Annotated in this window: 27 protein-coding genes and 1 tRNA gene; 10 read left to right on the top strand and 18 right to left on the bottom strand. The window is 57.3% G+C overall.

Annotated elements, in window-relative coordinates; translation table 11 throughout:
- Positions 1-121 precede the first annotated feature (121 nt).
- The 4 genes from K9U38_RS18560 to K9U38_RS18545 all read left to right on the top strand — a co-directional run bounded on the left by K9U38_RS18560 (position 122) and on the right by K9U38_RS18545 (position 3,439).
- On the top strand, positions 122-1,054 hold the full coding sequence (locus K9U38_RS18560) for a DUF2971 domain-containing protein (RefSeq protein WP_224495838.1): 933 nt from the start codon (positions 122-124) through the stop codon (positions 1,052-1,054).
- A 306-nt stretch (positions 1,055-1,360) separates the two neighbouring features.
- Entirely contained in the window at positions 1,361-2,116 is a 756-nt protein-coding gene (locus tag K9U38_RS18555) for an SDR family oxidoreductase (RefSeq protein WP_224495837.1), read from the top strand.
- An 86-nt stretch (positions 2,117-2,202) separates the two neighbouring features.
- Positions 2,203-2,604: a cupin domain-containing protein gene (locus K9U38_RS18550; RefSeq protein WP_224495836.1), complete on the top strand. Its 402-nt coding sequence runs from the start codon at positions 2,203-2,205 to the stop codon at positions 2,602-2,604.
- Positions 2,605-2,794: 190 nt separating this feature from the next.
- Complete coding sequence (locus K9U38_RS18545) at positions 2,795-3,439, top strand: HD domain-containing protein (RefSeq protein WP_224495835.1); 645 nt, start codon at positions 2,795-2,797, stop codon at positions 3,437-3,439.
- A gap of 79 nt (positions 3,440-3,518) precedes the next feature.
- Here K9U38_RS18545 and K9U38_RS18540 read toward each other — a convergent pair whose 3' ends face one another.
- A complete protein-coding gene (locus tag K9U38_RS18540) occupies positions 3,519-4,286 on the bottom strand; it encodes an isochorismatase family protein (RefSeq protein WP_224495834.1) in 768 nt (255 codons plus the stop codon).
- An 881-nt stretch (positions 4,287-5,167) separates the two neighbouring features.
- On the opposite strand from K9U38_RS18540, the gene K9U38_RS18535 reads away from it, so the two are divergent.
- On the top strand, positions 5,168-6,085 hold the full coding sequence (locus K9U38_RS18535; RefSeq protein ID WP_224495833.1) for an MBL fold metallo-hydrolase: 918 nt from the start codon (positions 5,168-5,170) through the stop codon (positions 6,083-6,085).
- 61 nt (positions 6,086-6,146) lie between these two features.
- Here K9U38_RS18535 and K9U38_RS18530 read toward each other — a convergent pair whose 3' ends face one another.
- A complete protein-coding gene (locus tag K9U38_RS18530; protein ID WP_224495832.1) occupies positions 6,147-7,331 on the bottom strand; it encodes an adenylate/guanylate cyclase domain-containing protein in 1,185 nt (394 codons plus the stop codon).
- Positions 7,332-7,653: 322 nt separating this feature from the next.
- Positions 7,654-8,454: an SDR family NAD(P)-dependent oxidoreductase gene (locus K9U38_RS18525; protein WP_224495831.1), complete on the bottom strand. Its 801-nt coding sequence runs from the start codon at positions 8,452-8,454 to the stop codon at positions 7,654-7,656.
- 100 nt (positions 8,455-8,554) lie between these two features.
- On the opposite strand from K9U38_RS18525, the gene K9U38_RS18520 reads away from it, so the two are divergent.
- On the top strand, positions 8,555-9,109 hold the full coding sequence (locus K9U38_RS18520) for a TetR/AcrR family transcriptional regulator (RefSeq protein WP_224495830.1): 555 nt from the start codon (positions 8,555-8,557) through the stop codon (positions 9,107-9,109).
- A 63-nt stretch (positions 9,110-9,172) separates the two neighbouring features.
- Here the strand turns inward: K9U38_RS18520 and K9U38_RS18515 are convergent, their stop codons facing one another.
- The 3 genes from K9U38_RS18515 to K9U38_RS18505 all read right to left on the bottom strand — a co-directional run bounded on the left by K9U38_RS18515 (position 9,173) and on the right by K9U38_RS18505 (position 10,953).
- Positions 9,173-9,535 (bottom strand): nuclear transport factor 2 family protein, encoded by a 363-nt coding sequence (locus K9U38_RS18515; protein WP_224495829.1) that lies wholly within the window; start codon positions 9,533-9,535, stop codon positions 9,173-9,175.
- 167 nt (positions 9,536-9,702) lie between these two features.
- Positions 9,703-9,779, bottom strand: a tRNA-Ile gene (locus K9U38_RS18510).
- A gap of 145 nt (positions 9,780-9,924) precedes the next feature.
- Complete coding sequence (locus tag K9U38_RS18505; protein ID WP_370631991.1) at positions 9,925-10,953, bottom strand: sugar-binding transcriptional regulator; 1,029 nt, start codon at positions 10,951-10,953, stop codon at positions 9,925-9,927.
- Positions 10,954-11,100: 147 nt separating this feature from the next.
- On the opposite strand from K9U38_RS18505, the gene K9U38_RS18500 reads away from it, so the two are divergent.
- Entirely contained in the window at positions 11,101-11,844 is a 744-nt protein-coding gene (locus K9U38_RS18500; protein ID WP_224495828.1) for a hypothetical protein, read from the top strand.
- On the opposite strand, the gene ptsP is transcribed toward K9U38_RS18500, so the two are convergent.
- From ptsP to K9U38_RS18475, 5 genes are read right to left on the bottom strand one after another with little or no spacing between them, the layout of a single operon-like run.
- On the bottom strand, positions 11,832-13,814 hold the full coding sequence (gene ptsP, locus K9U38_RS18495; protein ID WP_224495827.1) for a phosphoenolpyruvate--protein phosphotransferase: 1,983 nt from the start codon (positions 13,812-13,814) through the stop codon (positions 11,832-11,834). The genes K9U38_RS18500 and ptsP overlap by 13 nt on opposite strands.
- 38 nt (positions 13,815-13,852) lie before the next feature.
- Positions 13,853-14,230 (bottom strand): PTS glucitol/sorbitol transporter subunit IIA, encoded by a 378-nt coding sequence (locus tag K9U38_RS18490; protein WP_224495826.1) that lies wholly within the window; start codon positions 14,228-14,230, stop codon positions 13,853-13,855.
- A 31-nt stretch (positions 14,231-14,261) separates the two neighbouring features.
- The gene (gene srlE / locus K9U38_RS18485; RefSeq protein ID WP_224495825.1) at positions 14,262-15,278 is read right to left on the bottom strand and encodes a PTS glucitol/sorbitol transporter subunit IIB; all 1,017 of its coding nucleotides are present in this window, start codon (positions 15,276-15,278) and stop codon (positions 14,262-14,264) included.
- Positions 15,279-15,300: 22 nt separating this feature from the next.
- A complete protein-coding gene (srlA, locus tag K9U38_RS18480) occupies positions 15,301-16,059 on the bottom strand; it encodes a PTS glucitol/sorbitol transporter subunit IIC (RefSeq protein WP_224495824.1) in 759 nt (252 codons plus the stop codon).
- A 42-nt stretch (positions 16,060-16,101) separates the two neighbouring features.
- Complete coding sequence (locus tag K9U38_RS18475) at positions 16,102-16,536, bottom strand: transcriptional regulator GutM (protein WP_224495823.1); 435 nt, start codon at positions 16,534-16,536, stop codon at positions 16,102-16,104.
- Between the two features lie 170 nt (positions 16,537-16,706).
- On the opposite strand from K9U38_RS18475, the gene K9U38_RS18470 reads away from it, so the two are divergent.
- Positions 16,707-17,363, top strand: a complete 657-nt coding sequence (locus K9U38_RS18470) for a hypothetical protein (RefSeq protein WP_224495822.1) — start codon at positions 16,707-16,709, stop codon at positions 17,361-17,363.
- Here K9U38_RS18470 and K9U38_RS18465 read toward each other — a convergent pair.
- Genes K9U38_RS18465 through K9U38_RS18450 form a run of 4 tightly spaced genes read right to left on the bottom strand, consistent with a single transcriptional unit; the run spans position 17,326 to position 22,034 of the window.
- Entirely contained in the window at positions 17,326-18,630 is a 1,305-nt protein-coding gene (locus K9U38_RS18465) for an acetoin dehydrogenase dihydrolipoyllysine-residue acetyltransferase subunit (RefSeq protein ID WP_224495821.1), read from the bottom strand. The genes K9U38_RS18470 and K9U38_RS18465 overlap by 38 nt on opposite strands.
- A 3-nt stretch (positions 18,631-18,633) precedes the next feature.
- Positions 18,634-19,632: an alpha-ketoacid dehydrogenase subunit beta gene (locus K9U38_RS18460; protein WP_224495820.1), complete on the bottom strand. Its 999-nt coding sequence runs from the start codon at positions 19,630-19,632 to the stop codon at positions 18,634-18,636.
- Entirely contained in the window at positions 19,629-20,663 is a 1,035-nt protein-coding gene (locus K9U38_RS18455) for a thiamine pyrophosphate-dependent dehydrogenase E1 component subunit alpha (RefSeq protein ID WP_224495819.1), read from the bottom strand. The genes K9U38_RS18460 and K9U38_RS18455 overlap by 4 nt, the downstream gene beginning before the upstream one ends.
- A 51-nt stretch (positions 20,664-20,714) precedes the next feature.
- Positions 20,715-22,034 (bottom strand): NAD(P)H-dependent oxidoreductase, encoded by a 1,320-nt coding sequence (locus K9U38_RS18450; RefSeq protein WP_224495818.1) that lies wholly within the window; start codon positions 22,032-22,034, stop codon positions 20,715-20,717.
- A gap of 141 nt (positions 22,035-22,175) precedes the next feature.
- On the opposite strand from K9U38_RS18450, the gene K9U38_RS18445 reads away from it, so the two are divergent.
- Positions 22,176-22,865 carry an HAD family hydrolase gene (locus K9U38_RS18445; protein ID WP_224495817.1) on the top strand — a complete coding sequence of 230 codons (690 nt, stop codon included), beginning with the start codon at positions 22,176-22,178 and terminating at the stop codon, positions 22,863-22,865.
- A gap of 15 nt (positions 22,866-22,880) precedes the next feature.
- Here K9U38_RS18445 and K9U38_RS18440 read toward each other — a convergent pair whose 3' ends face one another.
- Positions 22,881-23,165, bottom strand: coding sequence for a hypothetical protein (locus K9U38_RS18440; RefSeq protein WP_224495816.1), 285 nt, complete (start codon positions 23,163-23,165; stop codon positions 22,881-22,883).
- A 146-nt stretch (positions 23,166-23,311) separates the two neighbouring features.
- Here K9U38_RS18440 and K9U38_RS18435 point away from each other — a divergent pair, with 146 nt between their 5' ends.
- On the top strand, positions 23,312-24,043 hold the full coding sequence (locus tag K9U38_RS18435) for an SIMPL domain-containing protein (protein ID WP_304622565.1): 732 nt from the start codon (positions 23,312-23,314) through the stop codon (positions 24,041-24,043).
- Between the two features lie 60 nt (positions 24,044-24,103).
- On the opposite strand, the gene K9U38_RS18430 is transcribed toward K9U38_RS18435, so the two are convergent.
- A complete protein-coding gene (locus tag K9U38_RS18430) occupies positions 24,104-24,454 on the bottom strand; it encodes an antifreeze protein (protein WP_224495815.1) in 351 nt (116 codons plus the stop codon).
- A gap of 89 nt (positions 24,455-24,543) precedes the next feature.
- Positions 24,544-25,011, bottom strand: a complete 468-nt coding sequence (locus K9U38_RS18425; protein ID WP_224495814.1) for a YcgN family cysteine cluster protein — start codon at positions 25,009-25,011, stop codon at positions 24,544-24,546.
- Positions 25,012-25,045: the final 34 nt, after the last annotated feature.

The raw sequence follows: 25,045 nt of genomic DNA, 5'->3' as shown, positions 1-25,045 counted from the left end.
CGGGGATGCCGGCATTGATGATCACCAGCGTATGTCGCACAGTGCCGCAATCAAAATCGAGTCGTGGTAATGTGTCATGCAGGAATGGGATCCGGTCGTCATTAAAACGTTTAGCATTTTCATGCCGAACGCATTCGAGCGACGGTCGGCAATAAGCAGCCAGTCCCGCTTCGTCCATTACACGACGGCGGAGAATCTTTTCCACATCCTCGACAGCCAGGAAATCTGGTTCAGAAACACGCAGCTCATGAACGACCACCGCGACGTCGAGGTCGGCATCGCCAAGGTTCGTGCGTGGCTGGAGGATGCCGAACGCCGGGATTCACTGGTCGAAACTGTAGAGACGTGCCTGCCCGGGATTTGGCAACAAGGCGTGGACAAATACCATAACTGGCTGCCCAAGATAGTTGACCACACCTACGTGCTTTCCATTGCCGAGCATGATCCGAAAGAGGATGCGACCGGAAGGCTGTCGATGTGGAGGGCGTTCGAGCGCGACGATGCTGCAGTCGCCGTGGTCGTCGATGTCGCCCCCTTCGTGCAAATGACCGAGACACTCCAAGCCTATCCCGTCCCGGTGACTTACTGGACAGACAGCCAGCTCGACGACGAATTCAAACTGGTAGCAAACCAAATAGCATCCAACCGGGACTTCCTGTCGAATTTGAACAAGGCGGCGCTGGTCGAGATGGTGTTCCTTACCCTCGTTTTCGCGGCGATCTGCTGGAAGTCTCCGGGTTTGCAGGACGAGCGCGAATGGCGGGTACTGACGCATCCGCAACTATGGCCTTCGAAACGGCTGTTTGCCCAGCAACGCACGTTTGGCGCGATTCCCCAAACCCTCTACACACTGCCGCTGAAGAACGAACCTTCCAGCAACCTGACAGGGATTGAACTGCCCGAATTGATCAAACGCGTCATTATCGGACCGACCCAACGGCCCCGCCCGATACGCGAAGCGCTCGTGACCAAGCTGGCAACCAAGAACATCGCCGACCCTGACTCGAAAGTGGTCATTTCGGGATTGCACTGGCGAAGATCAGCTATGGGCTGAGTGCCCGCAAGCCGGTTGGACTCAATAGCGCGGCGCGCTGCGCGTTTATCCCGGCACGGACACGAAGATCATGGAAGCATGCACAATGCATGAGTGCTACTCTGCCCGCCCAACGTCCGGGTGAAGTACTGCGGCTGAACCTCAGCCGGTGCATCCTGTGTATCGCTCCTATCATTGAGGACAATTCAGCTATACCTGCCGACTAGAGCCCTACACCTTCTGCACGATAGAATGGATTTGTTTCCCCGGTCATCTTTCGATGCGATCGAGTCATTGGCCCGAGGGCCACAACGAGGGAGATTCGCTATGAAAATAGTCATTATCGGCGGGACTGGGCTTATTGGCTCCAAGACTGCCGCACGTCTACGCGAAAAAGGCCACGAGGTTCTTGCGGTATCGCCGAATACCGGTGTCAACACCGTCACCGGTGAAGGGCTCGCGGAAGCGCTGGTCGGCGCAGAGGTCGTCATTGACCTTGCAAACGCTCCTTCGTGGGAGGACAAGGCCGTGCTGGAATTCTTCGAGACGGCCGGACGCAATTTGCTCGCCGCCGATGCCAAGGCGGGTGTAAAGCACCACATTGCCCTGTCGATCGTGGGAACGGAGCGGTTACCCGACAATGGCTACTTCAAGGCCAAGCTTGCCCAGGAAAGGCTCATCAAGGAATCGTCCATTCCCTACACGATCGTCCATTCCACCCAGTTCATGGAGTTCCTGAAGGGCATTGCCGATGAAGCAACAACCGGCACCGTCGCCCGTCTTTCCCCGGCCGCTTTCCAGCCGATCGCCGCGGACGACGTGGCTGATGCGATGGCGGATGTCGCCCTCGGGAAGCCGCTTAACGGCATGATCGAGATTGCGGGTCCCGAACGCGCTCCCATGAGCGAGATCATAGCCCGGTATTTGAACGCCGCCAACGATCCGCGCACCGTCGAGGCGGATGTTCATGCACGGTATTTCGGGTCTGAACTCAACGATCAGTCGATCGTGCCCGGCGAGGGTGCGCGGATCGGCAAGATCGGCCTCAAGGACTGGTTCCGTTCGTCCCAGCAGCCGAAATAGGTCCAGGCGGCATGCAACCTGGGCACTGGTCTTTTGCCCAGGATTGTACCGCACAGATGCCATCAACAACCAAAGGGATAACGACCATGAAATCAGCTTTGTTATCGCTACTGATATCCGCTTCAGTTTGCCTGCCTGGAAGTTTGGCGCTTGCCGCCGACGCTGTGACCGTCACATCGCTTATGAGCAAGGAGCTTCCCGACTATCCCGGCAAGGAGGGACTGATGATTTCGGTCGTGTATGGGCCCGGAGGTGCTGACCCCATCCATAAGCATGACGCGCATGCGTTCGTCTATGTTCTGGAGGGCTCGATCGTGATGCAGGTCAAGGGAGACAAGGAAGTCACCCTGTCGCCGGGCGATACTTTCTACGAAGGTCCTTCCGACATTCATCTGGTCGGCCGCAATGCGAGCACCACCGAACCTGCCAAGTTTATCGTCGTGCTGCTGAAGAACAAGGACGCTCCGGCTCTCATGCCGGTGGAGTGACTGCGTACGGGGGCGGAGTTCGGATGCCTGTTTGCCGCTTGCACTAGGTAACACTTATCCAATCGCCGCTTTGCGAAATTGTTGGAGCACCCGGCCCATTGAGGCGTCGAAACGACCACACATTGCTTGTGGAAGCACGTGTGGTCGATGCGGTTTGTCTACTGACCACGCGGCAAAATTGGAGATGGAAATGAACGCAGCCAGCCGAACGCTTGCAGGGGTTTCGGTTCCTGACACGCCGATTGTGACCCAGGCACTGGAATATGCCCGCGAACGATGTGAGCCATATCTGTTCAACCACGTTGTCCGCTCCTGGCTTTTTGCAGCTCGGTTGGGACAGCTTCAGTCCATCGAACATGACGCCGAGGTCGTCGCCGTCGGTACGCTGCTCCACGACATCACGCTGAATGAGCGCTTCAACGGGCCGAGGCGATTCGAAGTAGAAGCCGCCGATATTGCCAGGACCTTTGCGAGGGACTCGGGCTTCGACGAACGCCAGGCACAGCTGATCTGGGACAGTGTCGCACTTAACTCGACGGCCTCCATTGGGCTGTACAAGGAGGCCGAGGTGGCGCTCTGCACGGCCGGTATCTGCCTCGATGTGATAGGCTGGCAATATGATCTGCTACCTCCGAACGAGATCGCAAAGGTTGTTGAGGAGTTTCCTCGCCTGCAGATGAAACGCCGCATGTCGCAATGTTTCTGCCATATTGCGGAGGTCAGGCCCGAGACAACTTACGACAATTTTGCCCGTGATTTCGGAACCCGCTTCGTCAAGGGCTATGCGGCTGTTTCAGCTGTCGATCTTGTGATGGACGCTCCCTTCGCGGAATAGGGCGCCCCCCATACAGATCAGGCCTCGCAGGTGCATCACCCGGAAGGCCTGATAAAATGCTGCAGTCAGTCGCCTGGGGTCAATCGGTTCGCTTGGCGACCTCTTGAGCCTTGTAGTAGCTCTCGCTAACAGCTGCATAATTGGGTGATACGAGAGAATAGAGCTTGGCAATCTCTGCTGCTTCCGGACGGTTCCAGGTGCGGTGAACTTCCGAGAGTACGGCATTGGTCGTTGTTGGAATGACCCCACCCTGAACCAGGCGTGCAAGTGTGGTTCGGTTTGCCATCTCGCTCACATCGCCTGAAGCGTCCATGACAGCGTACACCTTATATCCCGCCAGTTTTGCGTCCAGCGCAGGAAACATCACGCATACACTTGTCCACACACCGGCCATGATTAACGTCTTGCGACCAGTCGCTTCCACTGTCTTCACGAAGTCTTCGTTATCCCAGGCGTTCACTTCGCCATTGCGAGGCACATAAACGGCGTGCGGGGCGTTTTGATGGATTTCAGGCATAAGCGGTCCGTTTGTACCGTTCGGCTCCGACGCTGTTGTGATGACAGGAATGTTCATCAACGTGGCGAGCTTCGCAAGCATCACAGTGTTGGATCGAAGTTCGGACACGCTAATGTCCTTGACGGTTTGAAACAGACCAGCCTGGTGATCCAGCAGCAAAATTATCGTATCGGACGGATCGAGCAGTGCTGCTCCACCCCCGGTTGGCAAGACGCTCGTTGAGGTTTTGGCCTGTGCGGTCTGAGCGACGGCATTCGGCCCGGGTGAAGCAATACTGATCGACAAAGCGCCGATGATTGCGAGTATTATTCTTTGGAATGGTATCGACATGACCTGATGCTCCTAAAGTCGGGACCACGGGCAATCCTACCCGCGCACCCACCCATTATCGAAGGCTCTATGGGAGCGATAACTATCCGATGGTGCAGGCCGATCACATAAAGAGAATAGGCTACGCTACAAGGATGCTGAGGTGTGCTTGCGGCTAGTTTTGCTGGAGCCACACAAAACGACCGGGGTGTCCGCAATCTGGACTAAGAAAGCCAATCTTTAGTAGTCGGCCGTCTATCTTAAAAGTGCGTTTCGCTCGAGTTAAAAACGGCGCAGTAAATCAGGAGTTTACGTGCGCAGTAGACGCGGTCGCGATAAGCAAACCGATAGAAATCATCATCCTGCGAAGCTTGCGACGCTCGTATGAACTCGATGGCGCATCTGACGGAGGAAGGTTTTGATGGTTGGGCAAATGCTCGCTAGAGCTCTGGCATCGGCGGTGAGAAGTATTGCCATCGCGTCAGTGACGCTGATTTCTCTGGCAGGATCAGCAAGCGCGATCGAACGCTATGATCTCGAACGCATGACCTGCTCACAGATAACGGAGGCGCTCAGTCGCGATGGCCGCGCCGTTTTGCAACGTTCGTCAAAGAACGTGCAGCAAATGAAAATTTTCGATGTCTATGTCGGCAGCCCCATGGCTTGCCCGGCTCCGCTGCTACCCCAAAAGAAAGCCGTTCTTGCAAAGGATGCGTCATGCGACGTGTTTCAGTGTGTTCCGCTCATTCGATCGTGGTCACGTGTCCCCAGAGGTCCAATGCCCAAATCGTTCTAGTCACTATGCGTGGGATGTAAGCAGCCTATACCACAGGGTGATTCCATCTCAGTCGTAAACGGGAGATCTTAATACGATCGCGAACGTATTTCAGCAGGAGGTTAACATGAGCTTGGACAACACTTTAAACCACGGCAGACCGGGGCCTGACGAGCTGGTTCCATCGCGCTACGCGCTGAAGATCGGCGACATCGACGTAATGGTCATCAGCGACGGGGTTCTGGGGTTGCCGAGCAAGATGTTGGGGCACAACGCTGACCCGGCCGAGCGGGCAGCCTGGTCGGCCTACAACTTCCTGCCGGCGGACAATCTCGATTGGGGACTGAACGTTGTCGTCGTGCGCAGCGGCGGCCGGACCATCCTCATCGATGCCGGGCTGGGTGACGATCCGAACTTGAATTTGCCGAAGGCCGGGCAACTAGCCCATCGACTGGAGGCTGCCGGCATCGATCTTGGTTCCGTGACCGACGTGGTGCTTACCCACATGCATATGGATCACATCGGCATGTTCCTCGTCGGCGGAATCAAGGACCAACTGCGTCCAGACCTGCGAATCCACGTGGCGGACGCCGAGGTCAAGTTCTGGACACATCCCGATTTCTCCCACGTAGTCATGCCGGACGGATTCCCGGATGCGCTCCGTGCGGCAGCCAAGCGGTTCGCTGAAGATTACCGCAGCTATCTGCGGACGTTCGAGGAAGAGTACGAGGTTGCGCCGGGCGTCGTCGTCACCCGCACGGGCGGCCATACACCAGGACACAGCGTGGTGCGCCTTGCGTCCGGTACCGATCGGCTGATGTTCGCCGGCGATGCCGTATTCGCGGTCGGGTTCGAGCACCCCGACTGGTTCAACGGTTTTGAACACGATCCCGAGGAAGCGGCCCGCGTCAGGGTTCGTCTTTTGCAGGAGGTGGCGGCGAGCGGCGGACTGCTGGTGGCCACGCACCTGCCGTTTCCATCCATCGGACACGTTGCCGCCGACGGCGAAACCTTTCGTTGGGTCCCGATATTCTGGGACTACTGATCGCCTCTGTGATCGAGACGTACGCTTCGCCGTCAAGGCGGAGCGTACGCGCGTTTGATGCTCATGCCTGACTTCCGTCGTCGGCAGCAATAGTGAAAACGTCATGTTCACCGGTCAGGCCCTTCAGCTTGAACTGACCGATGTTTCGCACCGACTCGGCTGGCAGATCGGAGGCAAAGCTTCCCGAACAAACCAATGTCTGCCCGCTCGCCTTGGCAATTTCCTCCAGACGGCTGGCAATGTTCACCGCCAGGCCAACGACCGTAAAATCCAGTCGGGTGAGACTTCCAACGTTTCCATACATCACCGGCCCGACGTGGAGAGCACCGACGAAGGGAGGAAGCCCCTCCGCCCGTGCCCGCGCAACGGCATGCGACGCGGCGCGCACGGCAGCGCCACAGGCGGCCGCGCGGCCGCTATCACTCACTTCGAAGATTGACAGGACCCCGTCGCCCACAAACTTGAGAACATCGCCTCCCTCTGCCCGCACCGCATCGACAACCACCTCGAAGTAACGCCCAAGCGTGGTCAATAGTTGGGCCGGCGAAGAGGTGAGCGAAAGTGGTGTGAACCCGCGCATATCCGTGAGCAGGATGGCCGCTTCGGTCTCAACGATATCGCCGCGCCTGATTGCACCGTCCTGAACACGAGCTGCCGGCCCCTCGCCGAGGAAGGTGGCCAGCAGGCTCTCGGTCGAGCGGCGCATGGCGATCGGCTCAAGCGCAGCCGAGAGCGGCACGGAGAGGTTCTTGATTATAGTAAGGTGACTGTCGGCAAACCCGTTAGGGTTGCGCGTGGCGAACATCGCGCCTTGGCTGATACCATTGCCGAATGCAACCGGGACCGCGATGTAGTCTGTAAAGCCCTCATTCGCCAGATCCTGAAGCACCATGTGATCTTCAGGCCCAAGCTGGTCGAGCCGCTGCCGGAACCAGTTACCCCTCTCGATGACCTGTTGCGCTGGGCTGCCGATATAGGTCGGCGTATCCAGCAAGGCACGGCTGATCGAAAAAATTCGGGCGGCCATTTCTGGTTCCCAGAGAATCCCCCAGGCGGTCAACAACGGATTATCGACCCGCATGGCGAGGCGCAGCCGGTGCAATGGCACTCCCATCCCGGTCAACCGCTGCGCGAGGCCGGATGTCACTGTGGCAGCATCACCGGACAAGCGCCCGGGACCGATCAGCCACGCTGCGAGTTCGTCCGATTCTCGTGGTGATGTCTCCAACGTTGACGTGGTACGCATGAGATAGATCCTAAACCGCTCCAACAGTAGTACACGCTCCCGACCGGTGGGGGAACGATGTGTCCACGCAGGTGCCTACGGTATCAAAATAAACATAATGAGAATGAATATCAGCTCATTTAATCAAGGCGTTATTGGCTTAATCAGGATTTGGACAAGCAGATCGGCCATTGAGCGCACAAGAAGGCTGGAGAGCCTTACGTTGCGGCCCCTTAGAGCTAGCTCCGGCCTGACGTCGCTCTGCGCGTGGGAGGCGAGCGACGGCAAGGTCGTCGACGGCACTAATGCAATGCCGCACGTGCCTACGGCTGCGATAAATGCCCTATGCCGCAGGCTCTTTTGCCGGCTGGTAACGGTCCGCAGCGTGAACTTGAGCAAAGTTTGGAATCATGCGTTGGCGAGCCGCCTCGAAAGCCGTCCATTGATCGGCATCAGGTAGCGGCGGGATGGTCACTGTCTCGCGACGATCGAACCCCACCAATGCTGCGTCCACCAGTTCATCGACCTCCATCACGGCCGGAAGCGCGTTGACATCCTTGCCAGCACGTTCCCAAATTTCCGTTCGCGTCGCCGCTGGCAGCACGACCTGGACATATATTCCCTTTGGCCCCAGCTCCAGCTGGAGCCCCTGGCTGAGAAACAGCACGAAGGCTTTGGTCGCTCCATAAACGGTCGAGCCGAATTCCGGGGCCAGTCCCACAACCGAAGCGATATTGATGATCGCGCCCTCACCCGCTCTGATGAAACGTGGCGTCACGGCACTGGTCAGCCGAGTCAGTGCCGTCGTATTGAGGCTGATCACCTTGGCGACATCGTCCGGGGTTTGATCCGCGAAGGTGCCTGCTACGCTGGCCCCGGCATTGTTGACCAGTATACCGATGCGCGCATCATCGCGAACCCTCGTCTCCACCGTTGCGAGGTCAATCTCGTCGGTAAGATCCGCTTTGACAATATCTACCTTGACCCCGGTTTCGCGCTGGAGGCGCTCGCCCAGCGTTTCCAGTCGAGCCCGGTCGCGGGCCACCAGGACGAGATCGTGCCCGCGCTTGGCGAAACGATCGGCATACACGGCACCGATGCCCGTGGAGGCACCCGTTATAAGGACAGCAGGTTTGGCGGTCATTGGATTTTCCTTGTGCTTAACTCATTTTTCATGATAATCATCATGTAAACTTATTAATGATGATAGTCATCATTAATGTCAAGCGAATGTTTGAGGATCAATGAAAGTCAGTCGTGAGCAGGTGGCCGAAAACCGGCGAAGGATTCTGGACGCAGCTGGTAGACTCTTCAGGGCCAAGGGATACGAGGCCGTCACGGTCGCAGAAGTCATGAAGGCTGCCGACCTTACCCATGGCGGCTTTTACGGCCATTTCAGTTCGAAGGATGACCTGATAGCTCAAACCCTGGCGCATATAGTATTCAGCGGAAAACCGGAGAATCCTGGTCTTTTGACGCATGCGGCCCAATACCTCTCGGGAAGTCACCGCGACGATATCGCCGGAGGGTGTGCCACTGCGGGGCTCGCCGGCGAAACCATTCGGCAGTCGCCTGGTGCACGCGCCGCAATGACTGCAGGCCTGAGAAAACAGATCGAGTATTTTAGCCAGACGGCTCCCGGAGCTACGGCGGCAAAACGACGCCAGGCTGCCATCGGGAGTTGGGCGGCCATGGTAGGCGCCGTGATCCTGGCGCGGATGAGCGACGACCCACGGCTTTCAGACGAGTTGCTGATGCAGACACGTGAGTGGATCAGCACGGCATCCCGCCAGGATTGAAATCGTCCGTCGATGGATCACGTGGTCCAACGCGATCCATGTGCCGGGCACATATAACAGCCCTCAGGTTTCCAGATAGTAGAAACGCTCCTCGACAATCTTCCCGTCTTGGACGGTATAGATCCCGACTTCATCCATGGTGATGCGTTGGCCGGTTGCCTTTGGCGTTACATCCATGGTGAAGCGCACAACAAACTGCTCTCCATTAACGTATGGACCCTCCACAGAAGCGCCATGCACCTCGTGGTTCGCTTGCCACCAGTCACCCTTGGCCCTGACTTCCTCTTTTCCGCGGCAAACTGCCATCGGACCTTCCATGGCTTCATAGCTTGCGATGGAGTCGGAATTGTATTTTGCCGCCGCGCCTTCGTGATCGCCGGTCCTCAGAATGTTTGTGAAATCCTTGGCAAGTTCTAGCGTTGTCATCAGCTGTCTCCTTGTTCAAGCGGTGGGGGAACCATCAACCCTAACCTACCATACCATTGCGGATTGGTGGTGAATATGACGGGCTGGGTCCGCTCGCATAGGCTGACCCGATTTGCCAGATAATGGGTCAACTGCGTATCTAACCAATTGAAAAAAACAAAGGATTTTGGTGGGCCCGGAGGGACTCGAACCCCCAACCAAGCGGTTATGAGCCGCCGGCTCTAACCAATTGAGCTACAGGCCCCACCTGAAATCAGATGCACATCGGTCTACGATGTGAATCTGCCCGCGATCAATAGCGGGAAAAATCGCGAATGCAATCCCTGACTTTGCCTCCTTTGCCATCTTGTTCTGATTTTCTACCGAAAACCACAAAACGCTGGGAAAGCTCAGCCACCCTCCTGTTCGGCCAGAACAAGCAAGCGCCGCGCGCTTTCCTCATCGGTGATGAAAACGGTGGGGCGGACGAGCGCCATCGCACCATAAAGCGCCCTGATCTTTTCCTTGCCCCCCGACGTCAGTACCCGCGCCGGTACCCGCTGGACCGTGTCGATGCCGACGGACATGACCAGATCGTGGATGGGATGGTCGACCAGTTGGCCCTGCTTGTTATAGAAATGAAACAGAAGGTCTCCGACCGCGCCGCGTTCTGCAAGGGAGGCTTGATGCCCCGCATTGAGGAAGCCTATATGATAGGGCGTACTTGATGCAGTCTCGATTGCGCCGACACTGAGAAGGACGAGATCGAGGTCTTCGGCCATTTCAAACACGCTTTTCAGACCGCAGCGCTCAATGAGTGCAGTCTTGGTCTCGATACTGTCGACCATGGCGGGCGCAGGAATGAGGTAGCCGTCGCCCTGGAACAACTGGGCAAACTGCCAGGCAAATTCCGCTGGATTGAACCGGCGCGGCTGGCTGATGCCTCCCAATAGAGAAATGACGGTAAAATCCTCAAGTGCCCGTGCCTCAAGGTATGATAATGTGTTGAGCAAGGTCCGCCCCCAGCCAACGCCGACGCGCATTCCATTGCTCACCACGCTGGAGAGATAGTCGCCAGTGGCCGCCGCGATCGACGGTATTGGATCATTATCCGGATGGGACAGCGGCGCGACGATGACCTTGTCGAGGCCGAACCGCTGCTCGACCTGCCTTTCCAGTGCGACGAGATCCGAAAGATAGCCCTGAATGCCGATCTTGACCTCATTGCGGGCCCGCGCCTCCGCCAGCATGCGGACGATGGTCACGCGTCCAACACCAAGTATCTCGGCGATCTCATTCTGGGTCATCTGCTCGATATAATACATCCAGGCGGCCCGCATACGCATCCGGCTGATTTTCGTATCAGGCTGCCCAACCTCCAGGGGTGTTTTTTGGAGGCTGTTCGTCGTACCACCCGTTCGCTTGCGTCGATCAGCCAATCATCCCCCCTATCGTCATTTGTTTGCATTGGCACCGGCAGTGCCACGGCAAAGCATTATCCGCAGTACACTCCACCAGATTGTTGTTTAGCAAGCCATGAAAAACAGATACAAAGTCTTATCCACTTGCGAGCAAAGGTCAGCAAAATGATCCGGGACTTTTCGAACGAGATCGTCGTCAGCCTGAAAGACAGGTTGCGCGACGTCCGCCACCTGATCCGGTCGAACCGCCAGGCCGTCGAACCGTCGCCCCAGAATTTGCCGGAGATCCTGTTTGGCAAGGCGGCCCGGGTGGTCGACAAAGCTTTGACGACTGCCGAAACCATTTCGATCTCGCTGGTTTCGCAGGACCCGGCAGCGCATAACACAACGATCGAGGCCCGTGGTCTTGATTTCTACTTCCCCGCCGGTGCAGCACCCTTCCGGCGCGATGCTTATTATCTGACCAAACGTTTGTTGGGTATGCTTGGAGATGATAACGCGCTGATCCATGAGGCCACTTTCTCCACTGTCCATGCAGCGATGCTCCGTCGCCATGCAGCACGGTTACAGGCCGCGATAAACAATCGCGGGCTGAACGATATTGCGATGGTCTCGGCAATTCTGGCGTGCGAATTGCAATCCCATTACAGTTCTTCACAGTGGGGCTTGCCGGCGCTCCACGAGGGGCAGCCCGACAAGCTTACCTTGTCCCTTTGCTTCTCATCGATCGCTCTGGCGATCGGGCTCGCGACCTATGCGGACCACGAACCTGGCGAAGAGAAGCTCGTCGAAAGCGCCCTGTTGGCCCTGCAAGCCCGCCAGGACAGGTTTGACGCCACCATCGAAGGACCCGATCGTATCCAGGCTTTGTCTGATCTCTTTGCGTTTCTCATCCCTCACCTGCCCTGAGCCGCAGTCTCCAGTTCAACGACGCACTTCTTCGCACGCTGGATTGATGAGGGACTCATGCTGAGTTCAGTGATGCCCATCCTGACAAATGCCGGTATCAGATCTGGGCGCCCTGCGGCTTCACCGCACATGCCGACCATGATGCCGGCTTCGACACCAGCCTTGGCCGTCAGTTCAATGGCGGCCATGACAGCCGGGTGCGTCACATCGTTCAGTTTTGCGACCGCCGGATTGAGGCGGTCGGCAGCCATGATGTATTGGGTCAGATCGTTGGTACCAATCGAAAAGAACGCGACTTCCCGGGCAAGCAATGGTGCGATCATGACCGCTGCTGGCGTCTCGACCATAACGCCAAGATCAAAATTGGCATAGGGCGTGCCCTCCCTTTCCAGTTCCTCCGTGCACTCCGCGATGAGCAAGCGGGCAGCACGAACTTCAGCGAGATCAGAAACCATCGGCAACATCACCTTGATGTTGCCATGTATCGCCGCGCGCAGCAGCGCACGAAGCTGCGGCTTGAAAACATCGGGGCGATCAAGGCACATGCGGATGCCGCGCCAGCCAAGGAACGGATTTTCTTCGGCGGGAAAATCGATGCCGGAAATCGGCTTGTCACCACCGATGTCAAGTGTTCGGATAATGACAGGATAGGGTGCAAAGGCCTTCGATAGCGTGGCATAGGTCTCTACCTGCAGATCTTCCGAAGGAAGGTGAATGTGCCGCATGAACAGGAGTTCGGTGCGAAACAGGCCAACGCCCATGGCACCAGCGTCCTGTGCAGCTTCGATTTCTTCCAGAGATCCCAGGTTGGCGGCAATTTCAATCACCATGCCATCAGCACGCTTGGGAACTACGTCCTTGTAGACCTTGAGCGCTTGCCTATCGGTTTCCGCCTTGCCAATCTGCTCGTGGAACCGATCGGTGGTGGCCTCGTCCGGCTCGGGAAATACATCTCCGCTATGACCATCAACCGCAACATATTTTACATGCTGCAATTCCCGCACCGAACCGCCCAGCCCAAGAACAGCAGGAATACCATGCGCGCGGGCAATGATGGCAACGTGTGAGGTGGCACCGCCATGACCGCAAATGACACCGGCAATGCGTTTCAGCGGCGCACGAGCCAGATCCCAGGCCCCAATATCCTCAGCAATCAGAATGGCACCGGCCGGAATGGCATCGAGATTGGCATCATCCTGCCCCAGCAGGGCGAGGCAAATCTGACGGCCGACGGCGTTCACGTCATCGGCACGTGCATTAAGATAAGGGTCATCCATCGAAGCGAAGTCGGCGGCAATCCTCGATGTCGCTCCGATCACCGCTGACACCGAGTCGATACCACCTTCGACCAGTGCGTTGATGGCACCGGTCAGTTCGTCGTCGCATGCAATATCCTTAAGCGCTGCAATGATGCCGCGATCGCTTTCTGCCAGGCTCTCTTCTTCAAGGGATTTGTCCATCCGCTGTTGCACGGTCGCGAGGGCTCGGTTCAGTCGCGCGCGTTCAGCAGGTACCTCTTCGGCGTTGAGGAGCCGGTTTTCATGTTTGATTTCGGCCGGAAAGAAGCCGAACGCAGGCCCCATCGCTACACCTTCGCTCGCCGCTACTCCCTTCAGCTTTCCGGCAGCATCGACGCCTGCGGTACTCACTCTTGCGTCCGTAACGGTGATCGCGACCGACGTTGCCGCTTCCGCGCTTTCATCTGCATGTAATCCGGAACCAGGGTTTTCGAGGTATCCGATCAGTGCTTCTATAGCCTCAATCGCATCGGCGCCCGTTGCACGAACCGTGATTTCATCATTCTCCTTGACGCCGAGTAGCATCAACTTGACCGAACTCTTCGCGCTGACAGACTTATCCGCCTTCACAAGCTCGATATTCGATTCGAAACTCTTGGCGAGTTTGACAAATCGGGTGGCTGGCCGTGCATGCAATCCGTCATGCACTCGCACAATGGTCGAGCGTTCCATCAGTTCTCTCTTTGGTTCACAGTGTATTGGCCACACAATCACCCGATGGTGATCGTCGTACCTACCTTAAGGGCTGACACGAGTTCCTCGGCATCGATCTGCGAAGCACAAATCTCACCAGGCCGTTCAACCTGTTCCGAGCCGTTGAACGTGATGACCACGTGTCCGATCTCCTTGACTTTCTGCCACGCATATTCGCCGATACCGGTAATCCTTGCCGACACGTCACCGATCTGGATCACCGAGCCCAACGGCGGCGGTGTATCGGAAGGTTCGTTTTCGATCTGGTGAAGGATCGAAACTTCCGCAAGTTCGGGCGGCGCACCATCGGCGAAAAGGATGACCACGCCTCCTTCTGCGAGGTCCGCCACTTCAGGCCCGACGGCTGTTACCCGTGTTTTCAACAGCACTGACATGGTGGCGAACCTCTTTCTCTTGTTGCGTCAATCAAAATACGATCAGGCTAACGACCCAGGCAATCAGCACGGAGACCGGTCCCATGATCTGGCGGCTGATCAATACTGCCGGAACGCCAATCTCAATGGTTTTTGGCTTGGCTTCACCAAGCGCGAGACCAACCGGAACGAAGTCGCAACCCACCTGGGTATTATAGGCAAACAGCGCCGGAAGGGCCATCGCAGGCGAAATCGTGCCATTGGCGATTTGCGGACCAATGATCGCGACACCGATGACCTGTGCAATGACAGCGCCCGGTCCCAATATGGGGGACAGGAATGGCAGACCGCAAATCGCAGAAATAATCAGCAAGCCGACGATGTTGTTCGCAAGAGGACCCATTGGCTGGGCGAGCACATCGCCAATCCCGGTATAAAGGATGAAGCCGATGAGCATTGTCACGAACGCCATGAAAGGCAGCACGTTGCGGACGACCTGATCGATGGTGCGGCGGCCGGCATTGAAGAAAATGCCGACGACGCGGCCCATGACACGGCCGACCGAACTGATCAGACCAATGAGCCCACCCTCACTGCTATCCGACGCAGCCGAGGTACGGCTGGACATTGATGCGGCGAGTTCGGCCGGCGTGGGCGGAGAGGCTGCGCCTGCAACGGCAGCGGGCTGCGATCCATCAGCAAGTTCGATGTTGGATTCCTTCACACCCGAGACATAGATATCCTCGGTGATGAACTGCGCGAGCGGACCTGCCTGGCCGACTGGTGTCAGGTTGACGGTTGGAATGCGCTTGCGCGGATAGACGCCGCAACGGGCCGTACCGCCGCAATCGACGACAACGACACCCATTTCACCTTCGACCGGAGGTGCCTTGAAACCATCCACGGCCTCTCCGCCAGTGAGTTCGGCGATGCGACGCGCAACAGGATGTATCCCGCCACCGGTGACGGAAACCACCTTGTTGCGCTGTGGTGTAAGCTGCACGACAAGCGGGCCGCCCCAGCCATTCGATCCCCTAGAGATTTTAACTGCTTTGTAGGTCTTTGACATTGTTGCTGCTCCCCAAACCGAATTAAAGCTCGACACCCTGACGGCGCGCCATGATGGCAGTAATGCGCTCGGTCAGCATGCCTTTGAGGAGGATGACGACCAGACCAACGAGCGCATACCAGATGGCGACGTTGATGTGATAGCCGGCGGGAACAACGCCTTTTTTCTCGAGTTCGAGAAGCGCGACAAGAATACCGCCCCAGACGAAATATTCGCCGGGATTGATGTGCGGAAACAGGCCGAGCGGCGGGTGGACATAGGAAACGGCCGCATCGTAGAAGGCCGGCTTGTACTTTTCCTCGAGGAACGATCCGAAGGTATAGGCCATCGGATTGGTCAGGAAGAACACTGCGAGCACAGGCAGGACTGTATAGCGCGTCAGAGCGATCCGCCCTGCGCCGCGGGCGATGCCGTGCACGCGTTCTTCGCCGACGAGTTCCGTCAAGGCATAGAAAGCCGTCATCAGCACCACGAGTGTTGGAATGATCCCCGTAACGAAACCGGCAAAGACCTCACCACCCTTTTGGAAGATGCCGATAAAATATTTGCCCATGCTGGTCAGCCAGCCAAGCTGTTCTTCCTGCTGGACGTTCTTCAACCTGTCCTTGAATTCTTCAACGGTTATATCGCCGGTTGACTGGGCGAGAACGACCAGATCGTTGCCCGCGTGATCGATTGCGTGCTTTCCATGAAGCGCAGCATCCGAGACCATCGATCCGGCCACCGAAATATGGTGCGCGGCGATGTCAGCGTGCTGAGCCAGCATTGTTAGAATTGACATGTTCCCTCCTCCAAATCGACCCCCCCTTACGAACGGCCGTCCCTATGCATTGACTGTCTTTATTCCCGATAGACCTGGTTTGTTGGGCTCTGCCCTGGCCTTGTCTATTAGTTCGATCGCCCGCTCGGCCGCCTTGGCCAATGCTGGCTCCTCCACACCGGTCATGACCGGATCCGCACGCAGCGCGTTGAGCGAAATGCCTTCGAGCTCCGTGCGCCGCTTGAATTTTGCAAAGACTGACCGGCCACTCATGACCAGAAAACGCTGAATGATAAGATCCGGCGTGACAACGATCACAACGATCACGCCCTTGCCAAGGCGGCCCCGAACATTGCCCGCGCCGACGAAACCATCAGTATACTTGGAAGTGATACCCTTCAGGACGTCGCTGTAGTGGCGCATCTGGTACCAGACACCCAGCGATTGCAGCGCCCACAAAAAACCAAGGGCAAGCAATCCCCATTGCCACATTGCCATGTCTCATCCTCCCAACGCCCGAAAGCCAACATATGCCATGATCGAGCGAAAAAATATAGAACATTTGTTTTCTTCAATGTCAATATGTATGATTTCTCGACACAGTGCAAACTTGGCTTATGATGCGCTAAGGCGTATGAAGTCATATACTGAAACGAGAGTGAGAAGGCATGGATTTTCTATTCAGCGACGAATTGGTTCACATGCCGGACTTGAGACATCGATTGCGCCAACTCCGTTGGTTTCGCATGGCTTTTCGCAAGAATGCCGCGCTGATAGCGGATCATTACGGCTATCATTTCGCTATCGATGAAACCAAGCTGACGAGGGCTTTTCTTAACTGGATCGAGACGGTCGAAAAGCAAAAATCCTACGCCCGTTTTGACAGAAAAGATTTCATCATTTTCGCTGCCGGGCTTGTGCTCAAGGAATTGATAACAGAAGCGCCGGCGACGCTGCGGAGCGCGCCCAAGTCGGGGGATCCCAAATCCTCAAGAATGCAGGAAATCATAGCCTTCTGGCCTGAGGGTTTCCTCTATACCAATTATTGCGTCGGCGCGATCGCCGCGATTTGCGAACAGGAATTCGGCACTGCGCCCGAAATTGATGCCTGTGCCAATGACCTTCGAACGTGGTGGTCCTACCGCGAGAATGTCCAGGAAATGCCCGGTTACGCGATCGCATTTCTCGACAAGTTTCTTGGCGCCGAGCCCAATTGGATCATGCCCAATCTGGCGTCTGCCCGTAGCGCCATCCAGCGGACAATGATTCCCTCAAAATCGGCAAGCGCTAGGCTACCGACCGGATCATCTCGCCGAGAATCCTGATAACTTTCTCACGCTGCTCAAGTTGTGGCATGTGACCTGTATTGGCAAAGACATGCACCGCAACCTCGCCAGGCAGGCGCCCTGCGTGGGCTGCCGGAATGACACGGTCGGCAGCACCGAAAATGACACGCACTGGAATTGCCAGAGTGCCCAAGCTTGGCCGGATATCAAAGGTTTGCGTGCCATCCGCGAAGAACCGATCGGCTGTGATTTGCTGCGCGTCACGCAGAGCCACATCCTGCGATTGCGCAAGGGTTGCTTTGACGAACGATTTCGTCAGCAGGCCGTCATCCTGCACCAGCTGTTTCATCCAGGCCACAAGACTCGCTTCGGTGCGGGCGCGCACAAAGCCTGAGAGAAAGGCGCCGTTGATTTCCGGACCAAGCCCGGCAGGCGCGATCAGGGCTAGTGCACGAACATCGACATTCGTGCGTGCCGCAACCATTGCCGCGATCGCACTACCGAAAGAGTGTCCGACCAGCATGACTGGGCCGGCATGATTGGCAATTATGGTTTGTTCAACCAGACCAGCGATTGCGTCAAGATCGTCCGGAACGTCGCGCGTCGAACCGCCGTGCCCCGGCAGGTCAATGGCAAGCACAGGACTGTCGACCTGTCCTGCGCCCAGCATCGGTCGCCAGCTGTTAAGATCCGAGCCAAAACCATGAATCAGTACGAGCGGTATGCGACCTGAACCTTTGCCCTCGCGCAACCAGACAGAGTGCAGCCGAGCATCTGCAATATGGATCGCCGAGGTCACCGGCAGCGTAGATGGCTTGGAGACATTCGCCTCGACATCCTTCTTCTGAATACGCCCCTTAGGGCCGGAGCCTCGAAGAGAAGCCAGGTCAATACCAGCTTCACGGGCGATGCGGCGCGCCAGCGGCGTCGCGCGGACACCATTATCACTCTTGGGAGTTGTCGTTGCCAGTGTCTCCCCGACCTGACCGGGCACAGGTTTCGCTTCGTCGACGGCGACTGCCTGTTCGGGCTTGGTCTCTGATGATGCGACCCTACCGTAGGCCTCACCTTCGGCATAGATCCAGGCGACGGCCTGTCCGACCGGAACAGTAGCCCCCTCCTCGGCCTTAACATCGCGCAAAATGCCCGAGGCCGGCGCGTCCACTTCCATGGCCGCCTTGTCGGTCTCAATCTCGAAAAGCAACTGGCCCTTGGAAACATTGTCACCGTCCTTGGCGTACCAGCGCGAGATCTGGCCGCTTTCCATATCCATGTCGACCTTTGGCAAGATGACTTCGACGGGCATGGCCTAACGAACCCCTTTGACGAGATCACGAGCGCTTTTGAGAATGCCCGGCACTTGCGGGACCGTGGCCTTCTCGAGCTCAGGATTGTAGGGAATTGGCGTTTCTGCACCACCAAGCCGGACAATGGGTGCGTCGAGATAGTCAAAGGCCTCGCTTTCGGCGATCATGGCGCTGACCTCCGCACCCACGCCCAGCGTCTTTACGCCCTCGTAGACGCACATCAACTTCGACGTCTTCTTGACGCTGGCGATAATCGTTTCCTTGTCCATCGGGCGCACAGTCCGCAGGTCGACAACCTCGATGTTGATCCCTTCTTTGGCGAGCTCCTGCGCCGCTTCGAGCGCCTTGTGCACCATGATCGCGGAGGCCACGATTGTCAGATCAGTGCCTTCTCGAACGACGGCCGCCTTGCCGATAGGCACTTTATAGTATCCCTCAGGAACGGGGCCCTTCATCTTATAGAGCAACTTATGCTCGAAGATCATCACGGGATCCGGATCTTCAATGGCGGCAAGCAGCATGCCCTTGGCATCATAGGGCGTCGATGGCTGGATGACCTTCAATCCGGGCACGTGGCCGAACCAGGCTTCAAGGCTTTGGCTGTGCTGCGCGGCCGCACCAGTACCGGAGCCCGCCGGAAACCGCATGACCAGCGGCACCGAAACCGCGCCGCCCAGCATGTAGCGGATTTTCGCAGCCTGGTTGACGATCTGCTCCATCGCCAGCGCCGCGAAATCGGAGAACTGGAACTCGAAGATCGGCCGCATACCCGTCAGAGCGGCACCGACAGCAACACCGGCACCACCGAGTTCGGAAATGGGAGTGTCCATCACCCGGTCTTCACCGAAACGATGCACCAGATCTCCAGTCACCTGGAATGCACCGCCATAAACTCCGATGTCCTCACCCATCAGGAACACGCGATCGTCAGCCTCCATGGCAATCGCCATGGCTTCCTGGATAGCCTGTGAATAGCTCAGTTCGCGGATGATCTCGTTCATGTTCGGTCCGTGTAAACGTCACGCGTCAAATTGCTCAGGTCAGGCGATGGGCTGTTCTTGGCGAATTCAATAGCCGCGGCAATCTCGTTTTCCGCATCTGTGCGAATGGCATCGATGTCAGCATCGCTGACGAAGCCTAGCTCCTTCAGCTGGTCTTCGAACAGGAGGATAGGATCACGATTGGCGATCCAATCCTCGATCTCCTCCTTGGTCCGGTAGCGATTGCGATCGCTCTTGGAATGGCCGCGATGCCGGTAAGTCTTGCACTCGATCAGCGTCGGACCTTCACCTCGGCGTGCGCGCTCAACGGCCTCGTGCGAGGCTTCGGCAACGTCCGACAGATTGTTCCCGTCCACGATGACGCCCGGCATGTTGTACGCCCCCGCCCGCTCGGCGATATTCGCCACGGCGGTTGATCGTTTGGTTGAAGTAGACATGCCGTAGCCATTGTTCTCGCAAACAAAAATCACCGGAAGTTTCCAGACGGACGCCATGTTGAGGGCCTCATGGAAGGCACCTTCATTATTGGCCCCGTCGCCGAAATAGGACACGACTACCTTGCCATTTTTCTGCTTCTTGGCCGAAAGCGCCGCACCGACGGCGATGGGTATGCCGCCACCGACAATACCATTGGCCCCAAGGTTGCCCTTGGAGACATCGGCGATATGCATCGAACCACCGCGCCCCTTGCAATAGCCCGTCTCCTTGCCGAAGAACTCTGCAAACATCTTCGAAACTTCAGCACCCTTGGCAATACAATGGCCGTGACCACGATGGGTTGAGGTGATCATGTCGTTTTCGGCCAATGGCAGGGAAATGCCGACGGCGCTCGCTTCCTGGCCAATCGAAAGATGCATCGTGCCGTGAATGAGCCCGCGCGTGTAGGATTCTTCCGCTCCCTCTTCAAACCTGCGGATGAGGTACATCTTGCGCAATGCATCCTTCAGCTGTTCCGGCGGGTAATGCCGGAAGGCGAAAGGCAAATTGCTGCCATCCTTTAACTTGGCATTTGAAGTACTTGCGGAAGCCATGCTGGCTCTCCCTGTCTGGTTTGCCGTGTCGTGGTATGGATGCGTGCCCCTTCAGGCGCCGTAGACCAGCCTGTCCTGGCGGGCTCGAAGTTCGACGATCCTGGAGCCGGCGGCGGGGGTGGCATTGGCGCTGGTGATGAGTTCGCCCTTCTTGATCGCGGCAGTAACCGTGCCGCCCTGCAACAGCCCGCAGGGGATGGCGCCGGCTTCGCGCGCTTGCCCCGCCGTCATGATGAAGGCGCGGTAGCAATATTCGCCGATGGCATCGAGCCGCTCACCAGGCTTCAGATCCTTCTTGGCCACCGCACAGACCTCGGCCACGGGCTTTGCCAGCGGCACCATGTCGGCCTTGCCGTAAAGCACGACCCGGGCGCAGGTCAGCGGTACCTCCAGCGAGGTCAGGTGGTAGGGCCGGTGGAAGGTGAAGTACGGACCCTTGCCCATCTTCAGGTCTTCCATGCGCTCGGAGATGCGCGGATGCGACATGTCGGCAACGACGAAGACGCCGGGCGCCACGCCCTTGCCGATCGAATAGTCGACGACGCCCACCCTTGAGAGCACCCCGCCATCCTTTTCCGGGATCAGCGTTGTCGACAGCTGGTCGAGCGTGGCCGCCGGGCCATGCATGCCCGGCTTGTCCGGCACGAGCCCGGTGGCATTGGCGATCGCCGCCATCTCCACCATGGTCTTGGAGCCGTCGACGAACTCGACCAGCATGCGCACATTCATGTGGCGGCGCGCCGCTTCCTCTTCATAGTCGTCGGGAATGGCATCGATGTTGAGCGGATTGTTCTTGCCCTTGCCGGCAGCGACGATCGGATGGCCCATCGCCGAGACGAACTCGATCAGTTCCATGCACGAGGATGGCTCGTCGCCGGCCCCGAGCGAATAGGTGACCCCGAGCCGGTCGGCCTCGCTCTTCAGATAGGCGCCGATCGTCACGTCCGCTTCCACGTTCATCATGACCAGGTGCTTGCCGTGCTCCATCGCTTTCAGGCCGATCTCCGCCCCAACTGCCGGAACCCCGGTCGCATCGATGACCACATCGATAAGGCCGTTTTCGAGGATGAGGTTGGCATCGTCGGTGACGGCGATCTTGCCGGCCTCCATCGCCGCGCTCAAAGCGCCGGCATTCGAGACCTCGCGGGCATGACCCGGCGCCTGATAGGCGATGTCGACCGCTTTTACCGCATTCGGCAGCTTCAGCTCCGAGATCGCCCCGATTTCGATGCCGGGCATATGCGCCACCCGCGTGACGATATCCGTGCCCATCTCGCCCGAGCCGATCAGCCCGATGCGGATCGGACGGCCCGTCTCCGCCCGCGCCTGCATGTCACGCGCCAGCCCCGTCAGTGCAACATTCGTAGCCATATCGTCTCCTCCGCGGCCTCTTGAGCGTTTTCGAAGCCGTCCAATTTCATTCATCGAATATTGAACATTTGTATTTTAGTCAAGACCTATGTGCATTATAAGAGCAGAAACGAAACGATCGATGACGAGGTAAAACGGACAATGACGAGCACGAAAATGCCACAAGGTCGATTTGAGCTTCTGATTTTTGATTGTGACGGCGTGCTGGTAGATAGCGAACCGCTGGCGGCGCTTGCGTATCACAATGTCTATGCTGATCAGGGGATGACGCTGCCTGAAGGAACCATAGCGAAATGCGTTGGCTTGAAGCAGTCGGACATCGTCAACCGCGTTGCCGAACTTACCGGCCACGAACTATCCGAGGCCGCGGAAACGGGGTTGTGGCCGGAAACGAAACGCCTCTTCAGTCAATCGCTGCAGCCAACGCCCGGCATCAAATGGCTCCTCGAAGAGCTTGACACGCCCCGCTGCGTGGCTTCGTCATCTTCGCTGGAGCGTATCTGCTTTAGTCTGGATACGACAGGGCTCCATGGCTACTTCGGAAATTCGATCTTCAGCTCGTCGATGGTAAAGCGCGGCAAGCCCGCGCCAGATCTTTTCCTGCACGCTGCAAAGGCAATGGAATCAGATCCTGGCAAATGTGTCGTGATTGAAGATTCGCCGTTCGGCATACAAGGGGCCATCGCCGCAGGTATGAATGCCATCGGCTTTACCGGCGGCGCTCACACCGACGAGGACCATGCCCAAAGGCTTCTGGACAAGGGCGCCACAGCAGTGTTTTCCAACTGGAAGGATGTCCTTTATTGGCTTCGCGCGGCCAGTGCTGCGTAGCAACCGACGACAAGCCTAGTCGTTGAAGCGCCGCCCTGCCCGTTCCGGGTCGCGCCCAATCTCCTGCTCTTCCTCGTCGTCGGGCAAGGCATCATCACTGTTCTGGTATGGATTATCGTCGTCGTCTTCCGAAAGGTCTCCGGCGTCTTCTGATTCGACCTGTCGCTCGCCGCGAATGGCGAGTTCGTCATCGGCGATGGTCTCCTCTTCCGTAAATTCCTCCCAATCCCGCTTGTCTATCGGTGCTGTCGAAACCTCAACCGGCTTGATCTTGACGTTCTTCACAGTTTTGCCTGACATTGTGCAATCCTTTCGTCGAAGAAGAAACGCACGTGAAAACATTTGGATGCATAAAATACATCCGCCTCCGAATGTTTTGCCTTTTGCCCTAATCCACCCATATTCGCCTGCGACGCATCAGCTTCACGTCACTTGGGGAGATATCCATGACATCCAGAATTTTGAGCCTGGCATTCGCCACAACTGCATTGATGGCCGTACCATTCGCCGCATTGGCAGAGGAGGATCCGCGTCCACGCATTACAGTAACAGGAGAAGGCGAAGCGGCAGCTGCTCCAGACATGGCCATCCTTTCGCTGGTCGTGTTGCAGGAGAAGCCGACCGCGCGCGAGGCGCTGACTGCCAACAATGAAGCCATGACCAAGGTATTGGATGCGATGAAGAAGGCGGGCATTGCCGAGCGCGATCTGCAGACGTCTGGTTTCAGTATCGATCCTCGCTATGTCTATCCGGAAAACAAGGATAATACACAACCACCACAAGCACCAAAGATCGTCGGTTATGCGGTTTCGAACTCACTGACTGTTCGCGTGCGCGATTTGAAGAAGGTGGGTGAAATTCTCGACCAGTCCGTGACGCTTGGTGTCAATCAGGGTGGCAACCTCACTTTCACCAATGACAAGCCCGAAGCTGTTGTCGAGGAAGCGCGAAAGAAGGCTGTTGCCAATGCATTGGCCAAGGCAAAGACCTTGACCGAAGCTGCCGGCGTTGGCCTTGGAAATGTCATCGAGATCAGCGAACAATCCTTCAGCCCTCGCCCAATGCCCATGGGCCAGGCGAAGATGATGGCGGCAGCTCCGGCCGATTCGGTACCAGTTGCCGCTGGCGAGAACACCTACAACGTAAACATCAACATGACTTTCGAGCTGAAGAACTGATCCAGCCACGGAGGTTGAAAAAGGGTGCCGTGCGGCACCCTTTTTTGTTTTGTGTTCCGCTTATCGAATGAACGGGCAGCCGGGTGCGCGCGCAAAAACTGCGATCGTGCGCAAGCCACGCTTCCATCCGGCAACCCGGACGACGTTGCGGTTCACAACCACATGTTGATTGCGAATGCCCATGCGGCTGGCCTTATGGGCGGCCTGACGTGGCGTGCAGGCAGCGGGGTGGTAATGTGGGCGGTAGTAACGATAGTCAACCTGCGCAAGCGGTGAGGCGGCGCTGCCAAGTTCAATGGCCATCGGCGCAGCAGCAGCGACCGGCGCGGCATTCGACGTTTTTGCGCCGAGAATGGCACCGATGCTGATCGCAGCACCGACTGCCAGCAACTTCAATGAAAGACTAGCCATGGGCGTTCTCCTTTTGGGATTCAGACATTCTGAAATCCGGACACGCCCTTTCTTTCATATGGTGGCTGAATGAACGCTCAACACTCCGTTCACCCGCGGTTCAGCGATGGCAATTCGGCCTGCATCATATGTTCGAAATACTCTTCGTCGGTCGAGAGATCGTGGTCAAAAGCAGTGACCTTGCCGCGCACGGAGATACCAGCCTCGTGCACGGTCTCCGGACTCCCCGATACGAGCGGATGCCACCAGTAAAGATCCCTCCCCTCGTCGATCAGCCGATAGCCACAGGTATCCGGCAACCAGTCAACGGTGCGCACAATCTCTGGAGTCAAGAAAACGCAGTCCGGCACCTTCTTCTTCCTGTGCGTATAATCCGAACACTGACATGTTCCGGCATCCAGCAGGGTGCAGGCAACCGTAGTGAAATAGATCTCTTCCGTGTCTTCGTCTTCCAGCTTGTGCAGACAGCAGCGACCACAGCCATCGCACAGGCTTTCCCACTCGGAGCGGCTCAGTTCGTCGAGGGTCTTGGTTTTCCAGAATGGTTCGGTTGGCATGCGCTCAAATACATCGCATGAGCACTGACGTCCA

It is taken from the genome of Phyllobacterium lublinensis (assembly GCF_020164435.1).
GTDB lineage: Bacteria > Pseudomonadota > Alphaproteobacteria > Rhizobiales > Rhizobiaceae > Phyllobacterium > Phyllobacterium lublinensis.
Note: the sequence above shows the minus strand (reverse complement) of the source record. Positions and strands in the feature narration are given on the sequence as shown.

What these genes read in the sequence shown, in the direction of transcription:
- srlA (WP_224495824.1), bottom strand. Translation starts at nt 16,059, where the DNA reads ATGTCAATTCTAACAATGCTGGCTCAGCACGCTGACATCGCCGCGCAC.
- K9U38_RS18490 (WP_224495826.1), bottom strand. Translation starts at nt 14,230, where the DNA reads ATGTCAGTGCTGTTGAAAACACGGGTAACAGCCGTCGGGCCTGAAGTG.
- K9U38_RS18475 (WP_224495823.1), bottom strand. Translation starts at nt 16,536, where the DNA reads ATGGCAATGTGGCAATGGGGATTGCTTGCCCTTGGTTTTTTGTGGGCG.
- K9U38_RS18460 (WP_224495820.1), bottom strand. Translation starts at nt 19,632, where the DNA reads ATGAACGAGATCATCCGCGAACTGAGCTATTCACAGGCTATCCAGGAA.
- K9U38_RS18430 (WP_224495815.1), bottom strand. Translation starts at nt 24,454, where the DNA reads ATGGCTAGTCTTTCATTGAAGTTGCTGGCAGTCGGTGCTGCGATCAGC.
- K9U38_RS18520 (WP_224495830.1), top strand. Translation starts at nt 8,555, where the DNA reads ATGAAAGTCAGTCGTGAGCAGGTGGCCGAAAACCGGCGAAGGATTCTG.
- K9U38_RS18540 (WP_224495834.1), bottom strand. Translation starts at nt 4,286, where the DNA reads ATGTCGATACCATTCCAAAGAATAATACTCGCAATCATCGGCGCTTTG.
- K9U38_RS18515 (WP_224495829.1), bottom strand. Translation starts at nt 9,535, where the DNA reads ATGACAACGCTAGAACTTGCCAAGGATTTCACAAACATTCTGAGGACC.
- K9U38_RS18525 (WP_224495831.1), bottom strand. Translation starts at nt 8,454, where the DNA reads ATGACCGCCAAACCTGCTGTCCTTATAACGGGTGCCTCCACGGGCATC.
- K9U38_RS18560 (WP_224495838.1), top strand. Translation starts at nt 122, where the DNA reads ATGCCGAACGCATTCGAGCGACGGTCGGCAATAAGCAGCCAGTCCCGC.
- K9U38_RS18555 (WP_224495837.1), top strand. Translation starts at nt 1,361, where the DNA reads ATGAAAATAGTCATTATCGGCGGGACTGGGCTTATTGGCTCCAAGACT.
- K9U38_RS18435 (WP_304622565.1), top strand. Translation starts at nt 23,312, where the DNA reads ATGACATCCAGAATTTTGAGCCTGGCATTCGCCACAACTGCATTGATG.
- ptsP (WP_224495827.1), bottom strand. Translation starts at nt 13,814, where the DNA reads ATGGAACGCTCGACCATTGTGCGAGTGCATGACGGATTGCATGCACGG.
- K9U38_RS18440 (WP_224495816.1), bottom strand. Translation starts at nt 23,165, where the DNA reads ATGTCAGGCAAAACTGTGAAGAACGTCAAGATCAAGCCGGTTGAGGTT.
- K9U38_RS18470 (WP_224495822.1), top strand. Translation starts at nt 16,707, where the DNA reads ATGGATTTTCTATTCAGCGACGAATTGGTTCACATGCCGGACTTGAGA.
- K9U38_RS18545 (WP_224495835.1), top strand. Translation starts at nt 2,795, where the DNA reads ATGAACGCAGCCAGCCGAACGCTTGCAGGGGTTTCGGTTCCTGACACG.
- K9U38_RS18465 (WP_224495821.1), bottom strand. Translation starts at nt 18,630, where the DNA reads ATGCCCGTCGAAGTCATCTTGCCAAAGGTCGACATGGATATGGAAAGC.
- K9U38_RS18450 (WP_224495818.1), bottom strand. Translation starts at nt 22,034, where the DNA reads ATGGCTACGAATGTTGCACTGACGGGGCTGGCGCGTGACATGCAGGCG.
- K9U38_RS18550 (WP_224495836.1), top strand. Translation starts at nt 2,203, where the DNA reads ATGAAATCAGCTTTGTTATCGCTACTGATATCCGCTTCAGTTTGCCTG.
- K9U38_RS18445 (WP_224495817.1), top strand. Translation starts at nt 22,176, where the DNA reads ATGACGAGCACGAAAATGCCACAAGGTCGATTTGAGCTTCTGATTTTT.
- K9U38_RS18455 (WP_224495819.1), bottom strand. Translation starts at nt 20,663, where the DNA reads ATGGCTTCCGCAAGTACTTCAAATGCCAAGTTAAAGGATGGCAGCAAT.
- K9U38_RS18530 (WP_224495832.1), bottom strand. Translation starts at nt 7,331, where the DNA reads ATGCGTACCACGTCAACGTTGGAGACATCACCACGAGAATCGGACGAA.
- K9U38_RS18425 (WP_224495814.1), bottom strand. Translation starts at nt 25,011, where the DNA reads ATGCCAACCGAACCATTCTGGAAAACCAAGACCCTCGACGAACTGAGC.
- srlE (WP_224495825.1), bottom strand. Translation starts at nt 15,278, where the DNA reads ATGTCAAAGACCTACAAAGCAGTTAAAATCTCTAGGGGATCGAATGGC.
- K9U38_RS18500 (WP_224495828.1), top strand. Translation starts at nt 11,101, where the DNA reads ATGATCCGGGACTTTTCGAACGAGATCGTCGTCAGCCTGAAAGACAGG.
- K9U38_RS18535 (WP_224495833.1), top strand. Translation starts at nt 5,168, where the DNA reads ATGAGCTTGGACAACACTTTAAACCACGGCAGACCGGGGCCTGACGAG.